This is a genomic window from Methylobacterium oryzisoli (genome assembly GCF_046557895.1).
In the GTDB taxonomy this organism is placed as follows: domain Bacteria; phylum Pseudomonadota; class Alphaproteobacteria; order Rhizobiales; family Beijerinckiaceae; genus Methylobacterium; species Methylobacterium oryzisoli.
The window spans coordinates 66,199-84,301 of sequence record NZ_JBKIBX010000026.1 but is presented as its reverse complement, the minus strand read 5'-3'; the positions used below and the strand labels follow the sequence as shown (position 1 = coordinate 84,301).

Genomic DNA, 18,103 nt, shown 5'->3' with positions numbered 1-18,103 from the left:
GAGGGCGAGCCGGTCGGGTCGGTGGCCCGGCTCGGCGACGCGGTGCTCCTGCCTGGCACGCCGATCCGGCAGGTGATGCGGGCCTTCGCGGAGGCCGAGACCGACGTGCTGGCGGTGATCGACCCGGAGACCCGCCGCGTGCTCGGCACGGTCACGGAGGCGCACGTGCTGCGCAAGTACGGCGAGGAGCTCGAGCGCCGCAATGAGGAGATGGTGTTCGGCTGAAGGCCTAGAGCATTTTCCGACGAAGTGGATCCCGGTTCGTCGCAGAAAATGCGGTAAATCAAAGACTTAGAGCACCGCTCGATCGCAGCGCGATCGGGCGGTGCTCTAACCTCGCGGAACGGACGCGCCCTCGCCCGACCTCAGCCCTTCGCCACCGGCATCGCGGCCCGTCCGCCGACCCGCTGGCCGTGCACACCGTCACCCCTAGATTGCCGGTCGTGCCTCGCACGATCAGGTTCGGTCCCCCCGGCGGCAGCACGGAGCGCCCAGCATGGACACGTTCACCCTCAAGGACGGCGTCACCCTGTTCTACAAGGATTGGGGGCCGAAGGGCGCGCAGCCGATCGTCTTCCATCACGGCTGGCCGCTCAGCGCGGACGACTGGGACGCGCAGATGCTCTTCTTCCTGGAGCAGGGCTACCGGGTGATCGCCCATGACCGGCGCGGGCACGGCCGGTCGAGCCAGACCTGGACCGGCAACGAGATGGACACCTACGCGGCCGACGTGGCGGCGCTGACGGAGGCGCTCGACCTGCGCGACGCGATCCATGTCGGCCACTCCACAGGCGGCGGCGAGGTGACGCGCTACGTCGCCCGCCACGGGCGGGACCGGGTCGCCAAGGCGGTGCTGATCGGCGCCGTGCCCCCGGTGATGGTCAGGAGCGAGAAGAACCCGGGCGGCACGCCGATCGCGGTCTTCGACGACATCCGCCGGAACACCGCCACCAACCGGGCGCAGTTCTACATCGACCTCACCATCCCGTTCTACGGCTACAACCGGGAGGGCGCCGAACCGCACGAGGGCGTGCGCCGCAACTGGTGGCGCCAGGGCATGATGGGCGGGATCAAGGCGCAGGTCGACTGCATCAAGGCCTTTTCGGAGACGGACTTCACCAAGGACCTGAAGGCGATCGCGGTGCCGACCCTGGTGATGCACGGCGAGGACGACCAGATCGTGCCCTTCGCCAATTCCGGGCCGCTCTCGGCCGAGTTGCTGCGCAACGGCACCCTGAAGGCCTATCCGGGCCTGCCCCACGGCATGCCGACCACCCATGCCGATCGGATCAACGCGGACCTCCTGGCCTTCATCAGGGGGTGAATGCCGAGGTGTAAGGCGACGCGCGAAGCGGTGATCCGAGCCCCGACGCCGGATCGCCATGAGTCACCGCCGGGCGAAGAATGCGGACTGCATGAGGAGATCGGCGGTGGCGCGGCTCATGGCGCAGGGGATGTCGTAGACGAGCGCCACGCGCAGCAGAGCCTTGACGTCGACGTCGTGCGGCATGGCCGAGAGGGGATCGACGAAGAAGACGAGCGCGTTCGCGGTGCCGTCCGCGATCATGGCGCCGATCTGCTGATCGCCGCCCAGCGGGCCGCTCTTCAGCCGGCGCAGGCGCAGCTCCGGGCAGCGCTCCAGCACGCGCAGGCCCGTGGTGCCGGTGGCCACGAGGGTGAAGGCGGCGAGCGCCTCGCGATGCCGCTCAGCACACTCGACGAGACCCGCCTTGCAGGCGTCGTGCGCCACGAGGGCCAGGGTGAGCGCACGGTCCGACCGTCCGTTCTCCCGAGGCGCCCGCTCGGCGCCGGCCGGGTCGACAGCAGGCGGCGGCATGTCGCCCGGCGGGAGGACGGAAGCCGGAGCCCGGCCGGGCTCCGGCTCAGGTGCCCGCGCACGGGAGGAAGGAGAGATCGTGCGCGGGTCGGGAGAGCGGCCGTCCGGTCGCCCCTGGGGCGGCTCGGGAGGCGGGGTCGTGGATCGGCTCGTCGGGTCCGTGCCGGCCGCTCCTCGGTGCGAATGGCCTCACGAGGCGCGGGCGAGCGCCTCGAAGACGCGGGCCACGGCCTCCGCCCCAGGATCGACGATGCCGGCCAGCTCCGTGCCGGCGAGATAGCTCGCTCGCCCGGCGCGGGCCGACCGCATGGCGGCCGTCGCCTGCGCTCCGGCGCGGGCCGCCGCGGCCGCCCCCTCGATGCCCTCGCCGCGGGCCAGGGCCGCGATCGCGGGCTCCAGCGCGTCCACCATGGTGCGGTCGCCCGCCTGGGCTCCGCCATAGTGCTGCACGCGATCGAGCCCCGCCCGCAAAGCCGCGGGCAGCGTCGCCCCCGCGCCGAAGGCCGCGCCGGCGGCGGCGACGAAGATCGACATCAGGACGCCGCTGGAACCGCCCATGACCCGGGACAGGCGCTCGGCAATGGCCCGGCAGAGCGCGTCGCGGGCGTCGAGGGGAAGCGCGTCGAGGTCGTCGGCTACGCGCCGGGCCGCGGCCGCGAAGGTCGAGCCCGTGTCGCCGTCGCCCACCTGCGCGTCGAGGGCATCGAGATCGGCCTGCGCCTCGACGAGGGTGCCGCAGATGACCTCGATGGCGCGGCGCACGGCCGGATTCCGCGAGGGCGCCTCGGCTGCGGGCGCGAGTTCGGCCGGCAGCGGCAGGATGGCCGCCGACCGGGCAACCCGCTGGGGCGTCGGCCAGGCCGGCACCGCGACCGGCGCGGTCAGCATGGCGGCGCGGGCGTCGTCGAGGGGCAGGAGCGAGAGCGAGAAGCCGCGCATGTCGAGGGCCGTCACGGCCGGCGTCGGGCCGAGGATCAGCGCGATGCGGCTCCCGAGCGGCCCGTGCAGGATCTCGCGGGTCACCACGCCCATCTCCAGGGCCGGAACGCCGCCGAGATTGTTGACGAGCACCGCGAGGCGTGGCGCCTCCCGGATCTCGGGGCCGAAACGGTCGAGCATCCGTCCGACGAGATCGCGCACGGGCGGCAGGGGGCTGCGCCCGGAGCCGGGCTCGCCATGGATGCCCAGGCCGAGCTCGGCGTCGCCGGCGGCGATGCGCTCCTCGCTCGTGCGTCCGGGAATCGAGCAGCTCGTCGTCGCGACCCCGAGGGATTTCACGGCCTGCGCGATGTCGTCCGCCGCATGACGCACCTCCTCCAGCGACAGGCCCGCGGCGGCCGCGTGCCCGGCCGCCTTGTGGACCAGGAGGGTTCCGGCGATGCCGCGCGGGCGCGGGCTGTCGGGGATGGCGATGTCGTCCGAGACGATCACCATCTCGACGCGACGGCCGAGTCCCCGCGCCTTCTCGGCCGCGAGGCCGAAATTCAGGCGATCACCCCCGTAGTTCTTGACGACCAGCAGGCAGCCGGCCGGGCCGGTGACCGCGAGAATGGCCGCCAGGACCGCGTCGACGGTGGGCGAGGCGAAGATGTCGCCGCACACGGCCGCGTCGAGCAGGCCCTCGCCGACGAAGCCCGCATGGGCCGGCTCGTGGCCGGAGCCGCCGCCCGAGATCACCGCGACCTTGGCCGGATCGCGCCCGGTGCGCAGGATCACCCGGATCTCCGGAAAGCCGTCGAGCCGCGCGAGGCCGCGGCTGCCCGAGGACAGGATCATGCCGTCCAGGGCGTCGGCGACGATGGTTTCGCTGGCATTGATGAAGTGTCGCACGGGGATGTCCTCAAGAGCGGAGTGAGCGCGGGAGCACCCTCACGCGGGGTGGTCGGTTCATCGTCACCCGGGGCCGGACGACGGGCGAACGGGGGCGCGGCTCGCGCGCCCCGAGGGACGAGGGCTCAGCACCCCCAGCGCAGGGCGGCGGTGCGCACGGGAGCGTCCCACAGGGCCATGGCCTCGTCGTCGAGCGCCGTGACGGTGAGGGAGGCGCCGGCCATCTCCAGGGACGTCACGAAGGAGCCGACGAGGCATCGGGCGACGGGCAGGCCCCGCCCGGTCAGGAGCCGCGCGGCGCTATTCGCCATGACGTAGAGCTCCATCAGGGGCGTGCCGCCGAAGCCGTTCACGACCAGGAGGCAGGGCGTTCCCGCCGGGGGAGCGAGGTCGCCGAGGATCGCGCCCATCAGTTCCGCCGCGATGGCGTCGGCGGAGGCCAGGGGCACGCGGCGGCGTCCCGGCTCGCCGTGGATGCCGACCCCCATCTCCATCTCGTCGGCCGCGAGGGTGAAGGTCGGGCGCCCGGCCGCGGGCACGGTGCAGGAGGAGAGCGCCACGCCCATGGACCGGGTGCGCCCGTTGATGGAGCGGCCGAGCGTCGCGAGGGCGGCGAGGCCGCGCCCCTCCTCGGCGGCGGCGCCGACGATGCGCTCCACCACCAGGGTGCCGGCGACGCCGCGCCGGCCCGTCGAGTGCGCCGAGCTCTCGACCGCCACGTCGTCGTCGACGATGATCGTCGTGACGGGGCCGGCGACGATCTCGGCCGCCATCTCGAAGTTCATGAGGTCGCCCTCGTAGTTCTTCACGATGAGGAGCGTGCCGGCCGCGCCGCCCACCGCCTCGACCGCGGCGGCGATCTGGTCCGGCGTCGGCGACGTGAAGACCTGGCCGGGGCAGGCTGCGTCCAGCATGCCGCGCCCGACGAAGCCGGCATGAAGCGGCTCGTGCCCCGAGCCGCCCCCCGAGACGAGAGCGACCTTGCCCGGGACGATCTCGCGGCGGCGCACGAAGCGGAACGCCTCGTCGACGTGCAGGATGTCGGCGTGCGCGACCGAGAGCCCGCCGAGGCTCTCGCCCAGGACCATGTCGATGCCGTTGATCAGCTTCTTCATGAGAGGGCTCCTTGGGTCGCGGCGGCGCTCATGGCTCTCCCTCCTGGTCTTCGCCAGTCTCGCCCTCGGGCGGAAACAGCCCCCCGAGTCCCTGCGCGAGGGCGCGCACGAGGGCGTCCGCGCGGGCGTTGAGCACCGGGTCGCCCAGGTCGGGCATCGGGACCGCGATCATCCGTGTCGCGCGCGGCGCCGTGACCACCTCGAGCCGGCCGGGATGCGCCGTCCGGTAGGCGGCCAGGAAGGCCGCGCGCTCGGTCGGCGTGACGTGGCAGATATGGAAGATCGTCTCCAAGTGCCGAGCCGGGATCGGCGTCGCGTAGGCCGGGTTGACGATCTGGGAGATGAAGCTGCGGTTCTTGCCGAGGGCCTCGGCAAGGCGCTGGCGCGTGCCCGACGGCCGCGTTTCGACGATCTGGCGCAGGATGGCCTTGTACCGCTCGAGGGGCGAGAGCCCGTCGGACACGCCCGGCACGGCGGGGGGATCAGCCGTCAAGGTCCGTCTCCCGGGTGAGGTCGACCGTCCGGATCGCGGCCTTGGCGGCGGCGACGAGCCCCGGCGCGACGGACAGGCTGCGCAGGCCGGTGCGCAGGAGGGCGGGGATCAGGCGCGGATCGGCGCCGGCATCGCCGCACAGGCTCACCGGCCGGCCATCGACGCCGCCCTGACGCGCGACGAAACCGATCAGCGCGAGCACGCCCGGATGGAGCGGATCGGCATAGCGCGCGACGCGCGGGTCGTCCCGCGCGGCGGCCGTGGCGTATTGCGTCAGGTCGTTCGAGCCGATGGACAGGAAGTCGGCGCGCACCTCTCCGGCCGCGAGCGCGAAGGCGGGCACCTCCACCATCGCGCCGAGCTGCGGACACGCATGGGGAAGCCCGGCCGCGCGCAGGTTTTCCAGCGCCCGGTCGAGAAGGCGCCCGGCGGCGTCGATCTCGTCCTGCCCGGTGACCATGGGCAGCATGACCCGGACAGGCCCGTCCGCCGCGGCGCGGGCGAGGGCGCGCAGCTGGATGCCGAAGCGCTCCGGGTGGCGCAGGGACAGGCGGATGCCGCGCAGCCCGAGGAACGGGTTCGTCTCGCCCTCGACCGTATAGCCCGGGACCGGCTTGTCGCCGCCCGCGTCGAAGGTGCGGANCGGGTGGCGCAGGGACAGGCGGATGCCGCGCAGCCCGAGGAACGGGTTCGTCTCGCCCTCGACCGTATAGCCCGGGACCGGCTTGTCGCCGCCCGCGTCGAAGGTGCGGATCGTGACGGGCCGGCCGTCCGCCCAGCGCACCAGATCGCGGTAGAGCGCCAGCTGGCGCTCCTCGTCGTCGAGGGCGCCCTCGGCAAGGAACTCGGTGCGGGTCAGGCCGATGCCGTCGCAGGCCGCCGCCGGGAAGCCCGCGAGGTCGGCGAGGCCGGCGACGTTGAGGAGAATCTGGATCGGCGTGCCGTCGCGCGTGACGGCGGGCTCGAGCAGGCCGCGCTGCGCGTCGGCGGCGGCCTTCCGCCCCGACACCGCCCTCCGCCGGGTCTCCGAGAGCGTCGCGGGGGAGGGCTCGACGACGACGATCCCGGCATCGCCGTCCACCGCGAGAAGGCCCGCGAGCTCGGCCCAGGGGGCGCCGAGCCCGACGACCATCGGGACGGAACGCGCCCGGGCCAGCATGGCCACGTGGCTCGACGGGCTGCCGGCGCCGAGCGCCACGGCGCCGCCGCGCGACCAGTCGACGGCGAGGAACCGGGAGGGCTGGATGTCCCGGGCCACCAGCACCGCCCCGGGGACGAGCTCGGCCTCGGGCACGCCCAGCAGGTGACGGAGCACGCGGTCGCGGATGTCCTCCAGATCGGCCGAGCGGGCGCGGAACGAGGGATCGTCGGCCGCGAGATAGCCGTCGATCTCGGCGCCGAGCGCCGCCTGCCACGCCTCATGGGCGGGCGCTCCCCCGGCGATCGCCGCGAAGGCGTCCTCGGCGAGCGCGTCGTCCCCCAGCATCGCGACTTGGAAGCCGAGGATGTCGGCGGCGTCCCCCTCCTGCCCGGCGGCGAGCGCCGTCACCTCGGCGATGGCGGCGTCGATGGCGCCGGCGAGGGCGGCCCGCTCCCCGTCGGGCGTCCCGGCCGTGCGCTCCATCGTGGACAGGGCATGGATCCGGCAGGCGGGGCCGACCGCCACGCCCGCCGCCGCGCCGAGACCCGCAACCGCGCGCTCCATGGCTCACTCCTCGTCGAACTTGCGCCGCACGAGGCCCACCAACTCGTCGAGGGCCTCGCTCGCGTCGCCGCCGAACGCCCGGAAATGCAGGGTCTCCCCCTTGCCGGCCTTCACCCGCATGAGCTTGACCGGGCTCTTGGCGTCGACCCAGGGGCCCTCGGGCGCGGTCGCGACCCGGATGCTGGCCTGGAAGCGCTTGGCCAGCTGCGTCAGCTTCACGGAGGGCCGGGCGTGCAGGCCGACCTCGTTCGTGAGGAGCACGGAGGCCGCCAGGTTGGTGCAGGTCTCGCCTGAGGATCTCATGGCGCCATCAGCTCCTCGGCCGTTGCCTTGACGTGCGCGAGATCCGAGCCCCCGGAGGCCTCGGCCGCCGCCATCACGGCGCCCTCGACGATCGGAGCGTTGCAGATCGCGATCCGGTCGCGACGCTCCTCGGGCATCATCTCGATGGCCATCTCGCTGTTGGTCTCCGCGCCGCCGAGGTCGACGAGCACCGCGACGCCCTGCTCGGACCAGGCCGCCTCGATGGCCGCCATGATCGCCCCGACATCCGTCCCGATCCCGCCGTCCGGGTTGCCGCCCGCGAAAGCCAGCGGGACGCTGTCCCCCACCATCTGGCGCACCATGTCGGCCGCGCCCTCGGCGACCTTCCGGCTGTGCGAGACGATGACGATCCCGACATTGCGGCTCATGCCTCGACTCCCTCCAGGACGCGGCAGGCCGCCGTCACGAGCAGCGCCGCGGAGCGGGCGCCGGGGTCCATGTGCCCGACCGAGCGGGCGCCGAGGAAGGACGCCCGCCCCCGGATCGCCCGCATCGGCACGGTCGCCCGGGCGGCCTCCTCGGCGGCGGCCGGCAGGCGCCGCGCCAGGTCCGCGCCGCCCGCCGCGAGCGTCCGCTGCACCGGCACCAGCACGTCCAGCATGGTCTTCTGTCCCGGCTCCGACTTGCCGCGCGCCTGCACGGCCGCCACGGCCTTGTCGAGCGCCGACGCGACCTCGTCGAGGGTCGGCTCGGCCGGCAAGTCCCTGGCGAGCGTCATGAACAGGGTCCCGAAGAGCGGTCCGGAGGCGCCGCCGACCCGCATCACGAGCGTCGTGCCGACGCTCTTGAGCGCGTCCGGCAGGGGCTTGGCGGCGAGGCCGTCGAGATCGGCGAGCACCGCCTCGAAGCCGCGACGCATGTTGAGCCCGTGGTCGCCGTCGCCGATCGCCTGGTCGAGGAGGGTGAGCTCGTCCGCATGGTCGACGATGGTGCGGGCCATGGCGGCGATGACGGCGTGATGGAGGGGGGTGGTCATGGGTCGATCCGTGGGTCGATCTCGGGTCGATCTCGTTCCCGGGCGCCGCTCAGCGCGTCACGCGCGCGCCCGCATCGTCGAAGAAGAGCGGTCGCTTCAACGCGAGGCGGACCGTATCGCCGACGGCGAGCGGGGTGTCGGGGTCGACGAGGCTCACGATGGCGCGGTCCTCGACCGCCACATGGATGTGGTTCTGGTCGCCCAGGTGCTCGATCCAGGTCACCCGGCCGGCCGGCCCGGCGCCCGGCGCGCCCGCGACCGGGAGAATCTCCAGGTGTTCGGTCCGCACCCCCACCGTCGCGGCGCGGGCCGGGGCCGGCAGGTCGGGGAAGAGGCGCCTCGGGAGCAGGTTGATCGGGGGGTGGCCGAGGCGCCCGGCCACGTAGGCGTCGGCCGGGTCCTCGTAGATCTCCCGCGGGGTGCCGACCTGGACGAGGCGTCCCTCGCGCAGCACGCCGATGCGCGTGGCGAGCGTCATCGCCTCGATCTGGTCGTGGGTCACGTAGAGCAGGGTCGCCCCGAGATCCTGCTGAATGCGCTTGAGTTCGATGCGCAGGTCCGCCCGCAGCTTGGCGTCCAGCGAGGAGAGCGGCTCGTCCATGAGGGCGATGCTCGGCCGGCGCACGAGGGCGCGGCCGATCGCGACGCGCTGCATCTGGCCGCCGGAGAGCTCTGTGGCCTTGTTCCGGAGCTTGTCCGAGATGCGCAGGAGCTCCGCGACCTCCTCGACGATCCGGCGGATCTCGGGTTCGGGCGTGCGCCGCACCGGCGAGCGCAGGGGGAAGGCCAGGTTGTCGTAGACCGACAGGTGGGGGTAGAGCGAATATTGCTGGAACACGAAGGTCACGTCCCGCGCGGCCGGCAGGGCGCGGGTGACCTCGGCGCGGTCGATGAAGACCCGCCCCTCGTCGGGCGTCTCGAGGCCGGCGGCCAGGCGCAGGACGGTGGTCTTTCCGGCGCCCGTGGGCCCGAGCAGCACGATGAACTCGCCGTCGCCGATCGTGAGGGAAACATCCTCCAGGGCGGTCACGGCGCCGAAGCGCTTCGTCAGTCTCTCGAGGACGACGTCAGCCATGGGAAGCTCCGAGGGAATGGGCGGCTCCGGGGGAATGGGCGAGGCCGGGGGCGTGGTGGGACCGCGCGGCGGCCGGCCGCTGGGTCGGGGTGTCGTGGAGGGCGGAGCGGATGACCTTCCCCGTGGTGCCGTCGAACAGGGACAGCTTGGGCGCCCGGAAGGAGAGCCCGACGCGCTCGCCGACCCCGACCTCGTCCGTGGCCGGCAGCCGGGCCTTGACCCGCCCGTGGGCCGTGTCGACGGTGACGACCTGCGTGGTCCCGAGATACTCGACGCCGGTCACCGCGCCGCGAACGCCGCCCTCGCCGCGCAGGCTCACATGCTCGGGGCGGGCGCCCAGGACGAGCGGCCCCCCGGGCCGGCCCTCGCGCGAGGCCGGCACGGCGACCGGGACATCGCCGAGGACGACCTCCGTCGCGCCCGGCGCGACGGCGCCCTCGAACCGGAGGACGTTCATGGCGGGCGAGCCGATGAACTCGCCGACGAAGATCGAGGCGGGTCGGTCGTAGATCTCCTGCGGCGAGGCGAGCTGCTCGATGCACCCCCGGTTCATGACCGCGATCACGTCGGCCATGGACATGGCCTCGAGCTGGTCATGGGTCACGTAGACGGTCGTCGCCCTGACGCGCTCGTGCAGCGTGCGCAGCTCGCCGCACATGATGTGGCGGAACTCGGCGTCCAGGGCGCCCAGGGGCTCGTCCATCATGAAGGCTTTGGGCTGGCGCACCAGGGCGCGCCCGAGCGCGACCCGCTGGCGATCGCCCCCCGAGAGCCCGGAGACGGGCTTGTCGAGCAGGTGCGCGATGCGCAGGGTCCGCGCCGCCGCCTCGACCCGCCGCACGATCTCGGCCCTGGGCATGCCGACGCAGAGGAGCGGGAAGGCGATGTTCCGGCGCACGTTCATGTGCGGGTAGAGGGCGAAGAGCTGGAACACCATCGCGATGTCGCGCTCGCGCGCCCGCCTGAAGGTGACGTCCTCGCCGTCGAGCCGGATGCTGCCGGAGGTGGGCAGTTCGAGGCCCGCCACCATGCGCAGCGTCGTGGTCTTGCCGCAGCCCGACGGCCCGAGCAGGCAGAAGAAGTCGCCGTCGCGCACGGTGAAGCTCGTGTCCCGCACCGCCGCGAAGGATCCGAACTGCTTGACGAGGTTCTCGACCCGGATCTCGGCCATGGCTCACTCCGGGAACTTGGACACGACCGTGAACATCACGACGCCGGCGAGCGTCGTCACGAACGAGTACGTGTAGAGGACGAGGACGAAGGGCTGCAGCAGCATGAGGACGCCCGCCGCGATGAGGACCGTCGCGACGGCCTCCATCGGGCCGCGGCGCGGCCACCGCGCGCGGGGCGCCGGGCGGGCCGGGGTGGGTGTCGGGGCGGGGGTAGGGATTGCGGTCATTTGCGCACCGCTCCGAAGGTGATGCCGCGCAGCAGGTGCCTGCGCAACAGCACGGTGAAGACGAGGATCGGGAGAAGGAAGAGCGTGGTGCCGGCCGCCACGGCCGGCCAGTCCTGGCCGCCCTCGCCGATGATGATCGGGATGAAGGGCGGCGCGGTCTGCGCCTCGCCGGAGGTGAGGAGCACCGCGAAGGCGTACTCGTTCCAGGCGAAGATCAGGCAGAAGATGGCGGTGGCGACGATGCCCGTGGTGGCCTGCGGCAGCACGACCTTCCGGAAGGCCTGGAGCCGGGTGTAGCCGTCGATCATCGCCGCGTCCTCGTACTCGCGGGGGATCTCGTCGATGAAGCCCTTGAGGAGCCACACGGCGAGCGAGACGTTCACGGACGTGTAGAGAAGGATCATGCCCAGCCGCGTGTCGGACAGGCCGAGCTCGCGGTACATCAGGAAGATCGGGATCGCGACCGCGATGGGAGGCATCATCCGCGTCGAGAGGATGAAGAAGAGCAGGTCGTCCTTGAGGGGCACGCGGAAGCGCGAGAAGGCGTAGGCCGCCGCGGTGCCGAGGACGACGGACAGGGCCGTCGAGCCGAAGGCGATGATGAGGGAGTTGACGAAGCGCGGCACGTAGTTGGACGCGCCGACGACCACCATGCTGCGCGCGCGCGCGACCTCCTCGCAGGCTCCGCTCGCGGGCGGGAGGCCGGCGATGTAGTCGGGCGTCTGGCGCGAGCGGGTCATGAAGAGGTTGCAGTAGCCCTCGATCGACGGCTGGAAGTCGAGGAAGGGAACGACCTTGGGCGGATAGGAGATCGAGTCGGTCGGGGTCTTCACGCTCGTCAGACCGATCCAGACGAGCGGGATGAGGGTGATGAGCGCGTAGGCGACGACGAGGACGCCCGCGACCAGCTTCACGCGGCCCGAAGGCGCGACGACGGAATGGGCGGTCGCGCTCATCGGGCCTTCACCTGGTTGAGAGCCTTCACGTAGATGTTCGCGAGCCCGAAGATCATCACGAACATGATGACCGCGAAGGCGGAGGAATAACCCGTGCGCCAGGCCTCGAAGGCCGCGCGCTTGAGGGTGATGGAGGCGAGCTCCGTGGCCGAGCCCGGCCCGCCCGCGGTGAGCAGGTTCACGAGGTCGAACATCTTGAAGTTCTCGATCCCGCGGAAGAGCACCGCCAGCATGATGAAGGGCAGGCACATGGGCAGCGTGATCGAAACGAACTGCCGCCGATTGGAGGCGCGGTCGACCTCTGCCGCTTCGTAGATGTAGTCCGGGATCGAGCGCAGGCCCGCGAGGCAGATCAGCATCACGTAGGGCGTCCACATCCAGGTATCGACGATGATGATGGCCCAGGGCGCCAGGGTCACGTCGCCGAGCATCTGGAACGAGGACGGCGCGAGACCGGACACGAACGAGACGAGGTAATTGAACAGCCCGATCTGAGGCTGGTACAGGAAGGTCCAGAAATTGCCGACCACGGCCGGCGACAGCATCATCGGGATCAGGATCAGCGTCGTCCAGAAGCCGTGGCCGCGGAACTTGCGGTCGATCAGGTAGGCGAGCGCGAAGCCGATCACGGTCTGGAGCAGGATGGTCCAGAACACGAAATGCGCGGTCGCCTGCATGCGCGCCCACACGTCGGGATCGTTGAGGATCGTGACGTAGTGGTCGAGGCCCACGCTGCGCACGGGCGCGTTCGGCCGGTTGGCGCGGTAGTTCGTGAAGGAGAGCCGGATCGTCCAGATCAACGGGAAGAGGTTGATCGCCAGCAGCAGCAGCATCGTCGGCGTGATGAAGAGCCAGGCGATGGCCGTGTCGGACAGGCCGCGCACGCGCTTGGCCAGGCCTGGCGGGGTCGCCGCGGCGGCACGCGAGCCGACGCCGGCGAAGGACTCGAGGCGGTTCATGGGCGGCCTCTTCCGCTTGGGTCGCGCGGGTCGGGTCGCGCGGGGCGCGCAGGACCCCGCGCGGCGTCTGCCGGACCCCGGCACGGACGGCCCGTGCCATGCCGGGGGGTACGGCTGATCAGAGTTTTCCGTCTTCCTTGAAGACCTTGGTCCAGTCCTGGATCAGCAGGTCGAGGGTCTGCTTGGCCGTCCCGCGGTCTGCCACGACGAAGTCGTGGAAGCGGCGCTGGGACGCCTGGAGGAGTTGCGCGTAGGAGGGCTCCTGCCAGAAGTCGCGCACCTGACCCATGGCCCGCAAGAAGTCGGCCGCGAAGGGCGCGGTCTGGGCGAAGTTCGGATCGCCGAGGACCGCCTTGTGGCAGGAATAGCCGCCGAGCTGCCACCAGCGCTTCTGCACCGCGGGGTCGGCGAACCACTTGATGTAGGCGAGGGATTCGGCGTGGTTCCGCGAGTAGCTCACCACCGAGATGCCCTGGCCGCCAAGCTGCGACCCGGCGGTTTTCTCGCTCGGATTGACGAAGAAGCCGATCCTGTCCCCGCCGACGTTCGGGTCCTTCTGCAGACCCGGGAAGAAGGCGAAGAAGTTCATCTGCATCGCCACCTGGCCCGACTTGAACGCGTCGAGGCCCTCCTGCATGTAGCTGTTGGAGGCGCCGGGCGGCGTGCAGCAGCGGAAGAGCGACTTGTAGAACTCGAGCCCCGCCACGGCCTCGGGGGAGTTCACGAAGCCCTCCATGGCGTAGGGCTTCTTCGGGTCCTGATACTGGAAGCCGAAGGCGTAGAGCGCGTTGGTGGCGCCCATGGTGATCCCCTCCGAGCCGCGCTCGGTGTAGATCGAGGCGCCGTAGACACGCCGACCGTCGATCTCACGGTTTTGGAAAAATTCGGCGACCTGCTTCAGCTCGGTCCAGGTCTTGGGTGCGGCGAGGTCCCGGCCGTGCTTGGCCTTGAACTCGGCCTGGATCTCCGGGCGGGAGAACCAATCCTTGCGATACGTCCAGCCGACCGCGTCGCCCATCGCGGGCAGCGCCCAGTAATCCTGCGAGCCCTTGGGCCAGGTCGCGTATCCCTCCACCGTCGCGGGGAGGAAGTCGGCCATCCTGATCCCTTCCTTGTCGAAGAAATCGTTGAGCTTCACGTAGTGGCCGTTCTCGGCCGCGCCGCCGATCCACTGGCTGTCGCCGATCATCAGATCGCACAGGCGGCCCTTGGAGTTGAGCTCGTTCAGCATGCGGTCCGCGAAGTTCGGCCACGGCACGAACTCGAAGCGCATCGTGATGCCTGTCTTGGCCGTGAAGTCCTTGGAGAGTTCAACGAGGGCGTTCGCCGGATCCCAGGCGGCCCAGCAGACGGTGATCGTCTTGCCCTGCGCGCGGGCCTCGCCGGCGCCGACGAGGGCGCACGCCGCAAGGGTGCCGGCCAGAGCCAGCCTTCTGAACGAGATCATGGTGCCCCTCCTCGGAAGCTCGGATGCTGCGTTTCCTCGACGTGCCGGACCTCCTGGCGGACGGGACCATGCCGGCTGTCTGATCGCGGTGCAGGAACTCACGCCCTGTTTAGCGATTTGTTTAGTAATAGCAGCGATAGTAAACCTGTCAAGCTCTCGTGAGCCGCATCCGGGCGCGCGATCTGAACCGCGCCTGGCGTTCCGGACGCTCCACCTCCCGAGAGGCTGGAGCCATGACGAAGCGAAGCACACCCTGTTCGCCTGAGGTGCGCGAACGCGCGGTCCGGATGGTGTTCGACCACCAGGGCGGGCACGGCTCGCACGACGCGGCGATCTGCTCGATCGCTTCCAAGATCGGCCGTTCGGGCGAGATGCTGCGGAACCGGGTTCGCCGAGCCGAGCGGGACCAGGGTCAGCGAGCCGGACCGCCCACGGACGAGCGCGAGCGGATCGGTCCGAGGCAACCGCTCAGGGCTTCAGGTCCATCTCGATGCGCACGAAGTCGCCCCGGTAGGTGACCTCGCCGAGGTAGATCACCCGGCCGTCCTCGTCCGTGAAGACGCGGCGCACCTCGGCGACGGGGGCGCTGAGCGGGATGCCGAGGTGCTGCGCCACGTCGAGGTCGGCGACGCCGATCGTGAAGGTCTGGCGGGCGCGGGCGATGCGGGGGCGGGCGAGCCCGGCCAGGAGCGGGATCACCACCTCGGCCCGGAAGCGCTCGGGGCAGCGCTGGAAGATCGCCTCGTCGATGTAGATCCCGATGACGCAGTAGGGCTCGCCCCCGCGGGAATGCACCCGGCGCATGTAGACGTAGCGCGCGGCCGGCGTGCCGTCCGCGGGCGTCAGGTGCGGGACGGCGCTCGATTCGGCGATGGTCAGGATCTCCGGCGAGGTGTCCCGGTAGATGGTCGCCAGCGCCGCGAGGCTGGTCTCCACCCGCAGCCAGCGGTCCTGGACCGGGGTCTCGGTGACGTAGGTGCCGCTGCCCTGTCGGGCTTCCAGCAGCCCCTCGCGCACCAGGATGTCCACCGCCTGCCGGATCGTCACGCGCGAGACGCCGAACTCGGCGGCCAGCGCCTCGTTCGCCGGCAGACGCGTGCCCCGGGGCCAGGCGCCGCGGGCGATGCGCTGGCGCATGCTGTCGGCGATGCGGGCGTATTTGGGCGAGCGGCTGTCGGCGGAGGAGAGCATCGGAGCGTTCAAGGTGAGCGGGAGAGGATGTGGTGGGCGCCCTTCTCGCCGATCATCAGCGCGGTGGCGTTGGTGTTGGCCGAGGTGATGACCGGCATCGCCGAGGCGTCCACGACGCGCAGGCGCTCGACGCCGCGCACCCGCAGCGCGGGATCGAGCACCGCGTCCTCAGCCCCCATGCGGCAGGTGCCGACCGCGTGAAAGACCGTGCCGCCCGTGCTGCGGGCGAACTCCCACAGGCCGGCCTCGTCGCGGGCGAGCGCGCCGGGCAGCACCTCCTCGGCCCAGAGATCGCGGAAGGCGGGCTGGTGAAAGATCTCCCGCAGGATGCGCAGGCCCGCCACGAGGGTCGTCCGGTCGATCGGCTCGGCGAAGTAATTGGGCTCGATCCGGGGCTGGTCGAGGGGGTCGGCCGAGCGGATCGCCACCCGGCCGCGGGACTGCGGATGGCATTGCCAGACCGAGGCGGTGAAGCCGGAATAGCGGTGGAGCGGCTCGCCCGGCTTGTCGACCGAGAGCGGCATCACGTTGAACTGCACGTCGGGCCGGCCTGCGACCGAGTGCGGGGTGCAGGCCGCCCCGCCGACCTGCCCCGCCCCGACCGTGAGCGGACCGCCCGCGCCCATCAGCCAGCGCGCGCCCATGCGGGCGAGCGTCCACGGGTTGCGGACCTCGTCGTTGAGCGAGGTCTTCCGGTTCAGCCGCACGATCGCGCGGGCCTGGTAATGGTCCTGCAGATTGGCGCCGACCTCGGGCTGGTCGACGAGCACCGGGATGCCGTGGCGCTTCAGCAGCGCGGCGGGCCCGATGCCGGAGAGCTGCAGGAGTTGGGGCGACTGGATCGCGCCCGCGCACAGCACCACCTCCTCGCTCGCCTGCACGGATTCCGTGCGGCCGTCGCGCAGGTAGGCGACGCCGACCGCGCGCCGGCCGGAAAAAAGCACCCGGGCCGCGTGGGCGCGGGGCACCACCGTGAGATTCGGCCGCCCCCGCACCGGATGCAGGAAGGCCGCCGCCGCGCTGGAGCGCCAGTGCGACCCGATGCTGAGCTGGTAGCGCCCGACCCCGTAGGTGCTCTCGGCATTGAAATCGGGGTTGAGGGGAAGCCCGTACTCGACCCCGGCGCGCAGCCACGCCTCGCAGGCGGGGTTGTGGTTGCGCAGGTCCGAGACCTCCAGCTCCCCGAGGCCGCCGTGGTACTGGCTCTCGCCGCCCCGGTAGCGCTCGTAGCGCCGGAAGAAGGGCAGCACCTCCGGGTAGCTCCAACCGGCGGCGCCCCGCTGCGCCCACGCGTCGAAATCCTCGTGCTGGCCGCGGATGAAGATGAGGCCGTTGATCGAGGACGAGCCGCCGATCACCCGGCCGCGCGGCCACACGATCGGGCGCCCGCCGGTGCCCTCGCCGGCCTCCGTCTCGAACAGGCGCGCGAAGCGGGTGTCGTAGATCGTGCGGTAGTAGCCCACCGGCAGGCGCAGCCAAAAATTCCGGTCGGAGCCGCCCGCTTCGAGCAGGAGCACCCGGCAGGCCGGATCGGCCGAGAGCCGGTTCGCCACGAGGCAGCCCGCCGACCCCGCGCCGACGACGACATAGTCGTACGATCCCCCGCTCACAGCGTGCGCCACGCGTCGAGGGCGCCGAGGTCGGGGTCGAGGCCGAGGCCCGGCGCCTCGCCGAGCGTGACCGTCCCGTCCGAGACCGACCGGACGGGGCCGCAGCAGAGGTCGCGCAGGCCGTTGTCGTTCACGTCGATCTCCAGGAGTCCGTCGCCCCCGATGCCCGCCAGGAGATGGGCCGAGGCGAGAAGGCCGATGCCGCCGCCGAGATAGTGCGGGCAGACCCGGCGTCCCGCCGCGCGCGCGGCCCCCGCGACCCGCGCGCAGAGGGTCAGCCCGCCCCACTTGGCGAGGTCGGGCTGGATCACCCCGAGGATGCCCGCCGCGATCGCCGCCTCGAACGCCGCCTCCCCGGCGAGGTTCTCGCCCCCCGCCAGCGTCGGACCGCCCGCGGCGAGGAGGGGGCGCCAGCGCTCCCAGGGCGTGTCGGCGCGCACCGGCTCCTCCAGCCACGCGAGGCCGAAGGGCGCCAGATCGGCGATCCGCCGGGCCGCCGTCTCGACGCTCCAGGCCTGGTTGGCGTCGGCGGCGAGCATCAGGCCGCCGACCTCCTCCCGCAAGCTCTCGAGGTTGGCCCGGTCGCGCTCGGGTGCGAACCCGACCTTCAGCTTGAAGGCCCGGTGCCCCTCGGCCCGCGCCCGGGCGGCCATCGCGCGGGCACCGCCCGGGTTGATGCCGCTCGCATAGACCCGGATCGTCGGGTCGCTGCCGCCGAGCAGGCGCCAGAGCGGCGTGCCGGCGCGCCGGGCCGCGAGGTCCCAGTGGGCGACGTCGATGGCGGCGATCGCCTGCGCGAGCGGGCCGGGCTCGCCGGCCTGCAGCGCCAGCACCGCGGTCGCTTCCGTGAGCCGCCGCAGGGCCGCGCCCGGGGACCCGAGCGCGGTGCCGACCAGCATCGGGGCCAGGATTTCGTTGACGAGCCGCGCCCGGTGCTCGGCGCCCACCGACGGGAAGTTGCACCACGCCTCGCCCCAGCCGATGCTGCCCGCCTCGTCCTCTATCCGCACGAGGACCATCGGCCGGTCGAGCATGCGGCCGAACGAGGTCACGACCGGCGTCGCCAGAGGGTAGCGGTAGCAGCGGGCCTCGACGCTGCGAATCGGAGGCTCGTCCATGAGGGTGTCGGGACCGGCGCTGTCAGCGGAGCAGTTGTATGGTCGTATTGCTTATAATATGACTTGCG

18 protein-coding genes and 2 pseudogenes are annotated in these 18,103 nt (G+C 71.9%); 3 read left to right on the top strand and 17 right to left on the bottom strand.

Annotated elements, in window-relative coordinates; all coding sequences use genetic code 11:
* Positions 1-225: pseudogene (locus ACKUB9_RS22115) on the top strand (chloride channel protein); the annotation flags it as partial.
* Between the two features lie 271 nt (positions 226-496).
* Positions 497-1,324, top strand: coding sequence for an alpha/beta fold hydrolase (locus ACKUB9_RS22110; RefSeq protein WP_407526476.1), 828 nt, complete (start codon positions 497-499; stop codon positions 1,322-1,324).
* A gap of 63 nt (positions 1,325-1,387) precedes the next feature.
* On the opposite strand, the gene ACKUB9_RS22105 is transcribed toward ACKUB9_RS22110, so the two are convergent.
* From ACKUB9_RS22105 to ACKUB9_RS22040, 14 genes are all read right to left on the bottom strand, one after another.
* The gene (locus ACKUB9_RS22105; RefSeq protein WP_407526478.1) at positions 1,388-1,837 is read right to left on the bottom strand and encodes a methylglyoxal synthase; all 450 of its coding nucleotides are present in this window, start codon (positions 1,835-1,837) and stop codon (positions 1,388-1,390) included.
* Between the two features lie 189 nt (positions 1,838-2,026).
* The gene (locus ACKUB9_RS22100) at positions 2,027-3,667 is read right to left on the bottom strand and encodes a dihydroxyacetone kinase subunit DhaK (RefSeq protein ID WP_407526481.1); all 1,641 of its coding nucleotides are present in this window, start codon (positions 3,665-3,667) and stop codon (positions 2,027-2,029) included.
* 125 nt (positions 3,668-3,792) lie between these two features.
* The gene (gene dhaK, locus ACKUB9_RS22095) at positions 3,793-4,782 is read right to left on the bottom strand and encodes a dihydroxyacetone kinase subunit DhaK (RefSeq protein ID WP_407526484.1); all 990 of its coding nucleotides are present in this window, start codon (positions 4,780-4,782) and stop codon (positions 3,793-3,795) included.
* A 28-nt stretch (positions 4,783-4,810) separates the two neighbouring features.
* On the bottom strand, positions 4,811-5,275 hold the full coding sequence (locus ACKUB9_RS22090; RefSeq protein WP_407526486.1) for a hypothetical protein: 465 nt from the start codon (positions 5,273-5,275) through the stop codon (positions 4,811-4,813).
* Positions 5,265-6,980, bottom strand: coding sequence for a putative PEP-binding protein (locus ACKUB9_RS22085; protein WP_410825909.1), 1,716 nt, complete (start codon positions 6,978-6,980; stop codon positions 5,265-5,267). The genes ACKUB9_RS22090 and ACKUB9_RS22085 overlap by 11 nt, the downstream gene beginning before the upstream one ends.
* A 3-nt stretch (positions 6,981-6,983) precedes the next feature.
* Positions 6,984-7,283 carry an HPr family phosphocarrier protein gene (locus tag ACKUB9_RS22080; protein ID WP_407526492.1) on the bottom strand — a complete coding sequence of 100 codons (300 nt, stop codon included), beginning with the start codon at positions 7,281-7,283 and terminating at the stop codon, positions 6,984-6,986.
* Entirely contained in the window at positions 7,280-7,672 is a 393-nt protein-coding gene (dhaM, locus tag ACKUB9_RS22075) for a dihydroxyacetone kinase phosphoryl donor subunit DhaM (protein WP_407526494.1), read from the bottom strand. The genes ACKUB9_RS22080 and dhaM overlap by 4 nt, the downstream gene beginning before the upstream one ends.
* Entirely contained in the window at positions 7,669-8,280 is a 612-nt protein-coding gene (gene dhaL / locus ACKUB9_RS22070; RefSeq protein WP_407526497.1) for a dihydroxyacetone kinase subunit DhaL, read from the bottom strand. The genes dhaM and dhaL overlap by 4 nt, the downstream gene beginning before the upstream one ends.
* Positions 8,281-8,329: 49 nt before the next feature.
* Positions 8,330-9,355 (bottom strand): ABC transporter ATP-binding protein, encoded by a 1,026-nt coding sequence (locus ACKUB9_RS22065; protein ID WP_407526500.1) that lies wholly within the window; start codon positions 9,353-9,355, stop codon positions 8,330-8,332.
* Positions 9,348-10,526: an ABC transporter ATP-binding protein gene (locus ACKUB9_RS22060; RefSeq protein ID WP_407526503.1), complete on the bottom strand. Its 1,179-nt coding sequence runs from the start codon at positions 10,524-10,526 to the stop codon at positions 9,348-9,350. The genes ACKUB9_RS22065 and ACKUB9_RS22060 overlap by 8 nt, the downstream gene beginning before the upstream one ends.
* A gap of 3 nt (positions 10,527-10,529) precedes the next feature.
* On the bottom strand, positions 10,530-10,754 hold the full coding sequence (locus ACKUB9_RS22055; protein ID WP_407526506.1) for a hypothetical protein: 225 nt from the start codon (positions 10,752-10,754) through the stop codon (positions 10,530-10,532).
* Positions 10,751-11,710, bottom strand: coding sequence for a carbohydrate ABC transporter permease (locus ACKUB9_RS22050; RefSeq protein ID WP_407526508.1), 960 nt, complete (start codon positions 11,708-11,710; stop codon positions 10,751-10,753). Before ACKUB9_RS22050 ends, ACKUB9_RS22055 begins: the two co-directional genes overlap by 4 nt.
* Positions 11,707-12,669, bottom strand: coding sequence for a carbohydrate ABC transporter permease (locus tag ACKUB9_RS22045; RefSeq protein ID WP_407526511.1), 963 nt, complete (start codon positions 12,667-12,669; stop codon positions 11,707-11,709). Before ACKUB9_RS22045 ends, ACKUB9_RS22050 begins: the two co-directional genes overlap by 4 nt.
* A gap of 118 nt (positions 12,670-12,787) precedes the next feature.
* Positions 12,788-14,116 carry an ABC transporter substrate-binding protein gene (locus ACKUB9_RS22040; protein ID WP_407526514.1) on the bottom strand — a complete coding sequence of 443 codons (1,329 nt, stop codon included), beginning with the start codon at positions 14,114-14,116 and terminating at the stop codon, positions 12,788-12,790.
* Between the two features lie 233 nt (positions 14,117-14,349).
* Between ACKUB9_RS22040 and ACKUB9_RS22035 the strand changes: the two are divergent.
* Positions 14,350-14,568: pseudogene (locus ACKUB9_RS22035) on the top strand (IS3 family transposase); the annotation flags it as partial.
* Positions 14,569-14,584: 16 nt separating this feature from the next.
* On the opposite strand, the gene ACKUB9_RS22030 reads toward ACKUB9_RS22035, so the two are convergent.
* The 3 genes from ACKUB9_RS22030 to ACKUB9_RS22020 are packed head-to-tail and all read right to left on the bottom strand — an operon-like array spanning position 14,585 to position 18,035.
* Positions 14,585-15,307, bottom strand: coding sequence for a GntR family transcriptional regulator (locus ACKUB9_RS22030; RefSeq protein WP_407526518.1), 723 nt, complete (start codon positions 15,305-15,307; stop codon positions 14,585-14,587).
* 8 nt (positions 15,308-15,315) lie between these two features.
* Positions 15,316-16,917: a GMC family oxidoreductase gene (locus tag ACKUB9_RS22025; protein ID WP_407526521.1), complete on the bottom strand. Its 1,602-nt coding sequence runs from the start codon at positions 16,915-16,917 to the stop codon at positions 15,316-15,318.
* Positions 16,914-18,035 carry a mandelate racemase/muconate lactonizing enzyme family protein gene (locus ACKUB9_RS22020; RefSeq protein WP_407526524.1) on the bottom strand — a complete coding sequence of 374 codons (1,122 nt, stop codon included), beginning with the start codon at positions 18,033-18,035 and terminating at the stop codon, positions 16,914-16,916. The genes ACKUB9_RS22025 and ACKUB9_RS22020 overlap by 4 nt, the downstream gene beginning before the upstream one ends.
* Between the last annotated feature and the right edge of the window lie 68 nt (positions 18,036-18,103).

What these genes read in the sequence shown, in the direction of transcription:
- ACKUB9_RS22065 (WP_407526500.1), bottom strand. Translation starts at nt 9,355, where the DNA reads ATGGCTGACGTCGTCCTCGAGAGACTGACGAAGCGCTTCGGCGCCGTG.
- ACKUB9_RS22030 (WP_407526518.1), bottom strand. Translation starts at nt 15,307, where the DNA reads ATGCTCTCCTCCGCCGACAGCCGCTCGCCCAAATACGCCCGCATCGCC.
- ACKUB9_RS22050 (WP_407526508.1), bottom strand. Translation starts at nt 11,710, where the DNA reads ATGAGCGCGACCGCCCATTCCGTCGTCGCGCCTTCGGGCCGCGTGAAG.
- dhaK (WP_407526484.1), bottom strand. Translation starts at nt 4,782, where the DNA reads ATGAAGAAGCTGATCAACGGCATCGACATGGTCCTGGGCGAGAGCCTC.
- dhaL (WP_407526497.1), bottom strand. Translation starts at nt 8,280, where the DNA reads ATGACCACCCCCCTCCATCACGCCGTCATCGCCGCCATGGCCCGCACC.
- ACKUB9_RS22105 (WP_407526478.1), bottom strand. Translation starts at nt 1,837, where the DNA reads ATGCCGCCGCCTGCTGTCGACCCGGCCGGCGCCGAGCGGGCGCCTCGG.
- ACKUB9_RS22040 (WP_407526514.1), bottom strand. Translation starts at nt 14,116, where the DNA reads ATGATCTCGTTCAGAAGGCTGGCTCTGGCCGGCACCCTTGCGGCGTGC.
- dhaM (WP_407526494.1), bottom strand. Translation starts at nt 7,672, where the DNA reads ATGAGCCGCAATGTCGGGATCGTCATCGTCTCGCACAGCCGGAAGGTC.
- ACKUB9_RS22060 (WP_407526503.1), bottom strand. Translation starts at nt 10,526, where the DNA reads ATGGCCGAGATCCGGGTCGAGAACCTCGTCAAGCAGTTCGGATCCTTC.
- ACKUB9_RS22045 (WP_407526511.1), bottom strand. Translation starts at nt 12,669, where the DNA reads ATGAACCGCCTCGAGTCCTTCGCCGGCGTCGGCTCGCGTGCCGCCGCG.
- ACKUB9_RS22020 (WP_407526524.1), bottom strand. Translation starts at nt 18,035, where the DNA reads ATGGACGAGCCTCCGATTCGCAGCGTCGAGGCCCGCTGCTACCGCTAC.
- ACKUB9_RS22110 (WP_407526476.1), top strand. Translation starts at nt 497, where the DNA reads ATGGACACGTTCACCCTCAAGGACGGCGTCACCCTGTTCTACAAGGAT.
- ACKUB9_RS22080 (WP_407526492.1), bottom strand. Translation starts at nt 7,283, where the DNA reads ATGAGATCCTCAGGCGAGACCTGCACCAACCTGGCGGCCTCCGTGCTC.
- ACKUB9_RS22055 (WP_407526506.1), bottom strand. Translation starts at nt 10,754, where the DNA reads ATGACCGCAATCCCTACCCCCGCCCCGACACCCACCCCGGCCCGCCCG.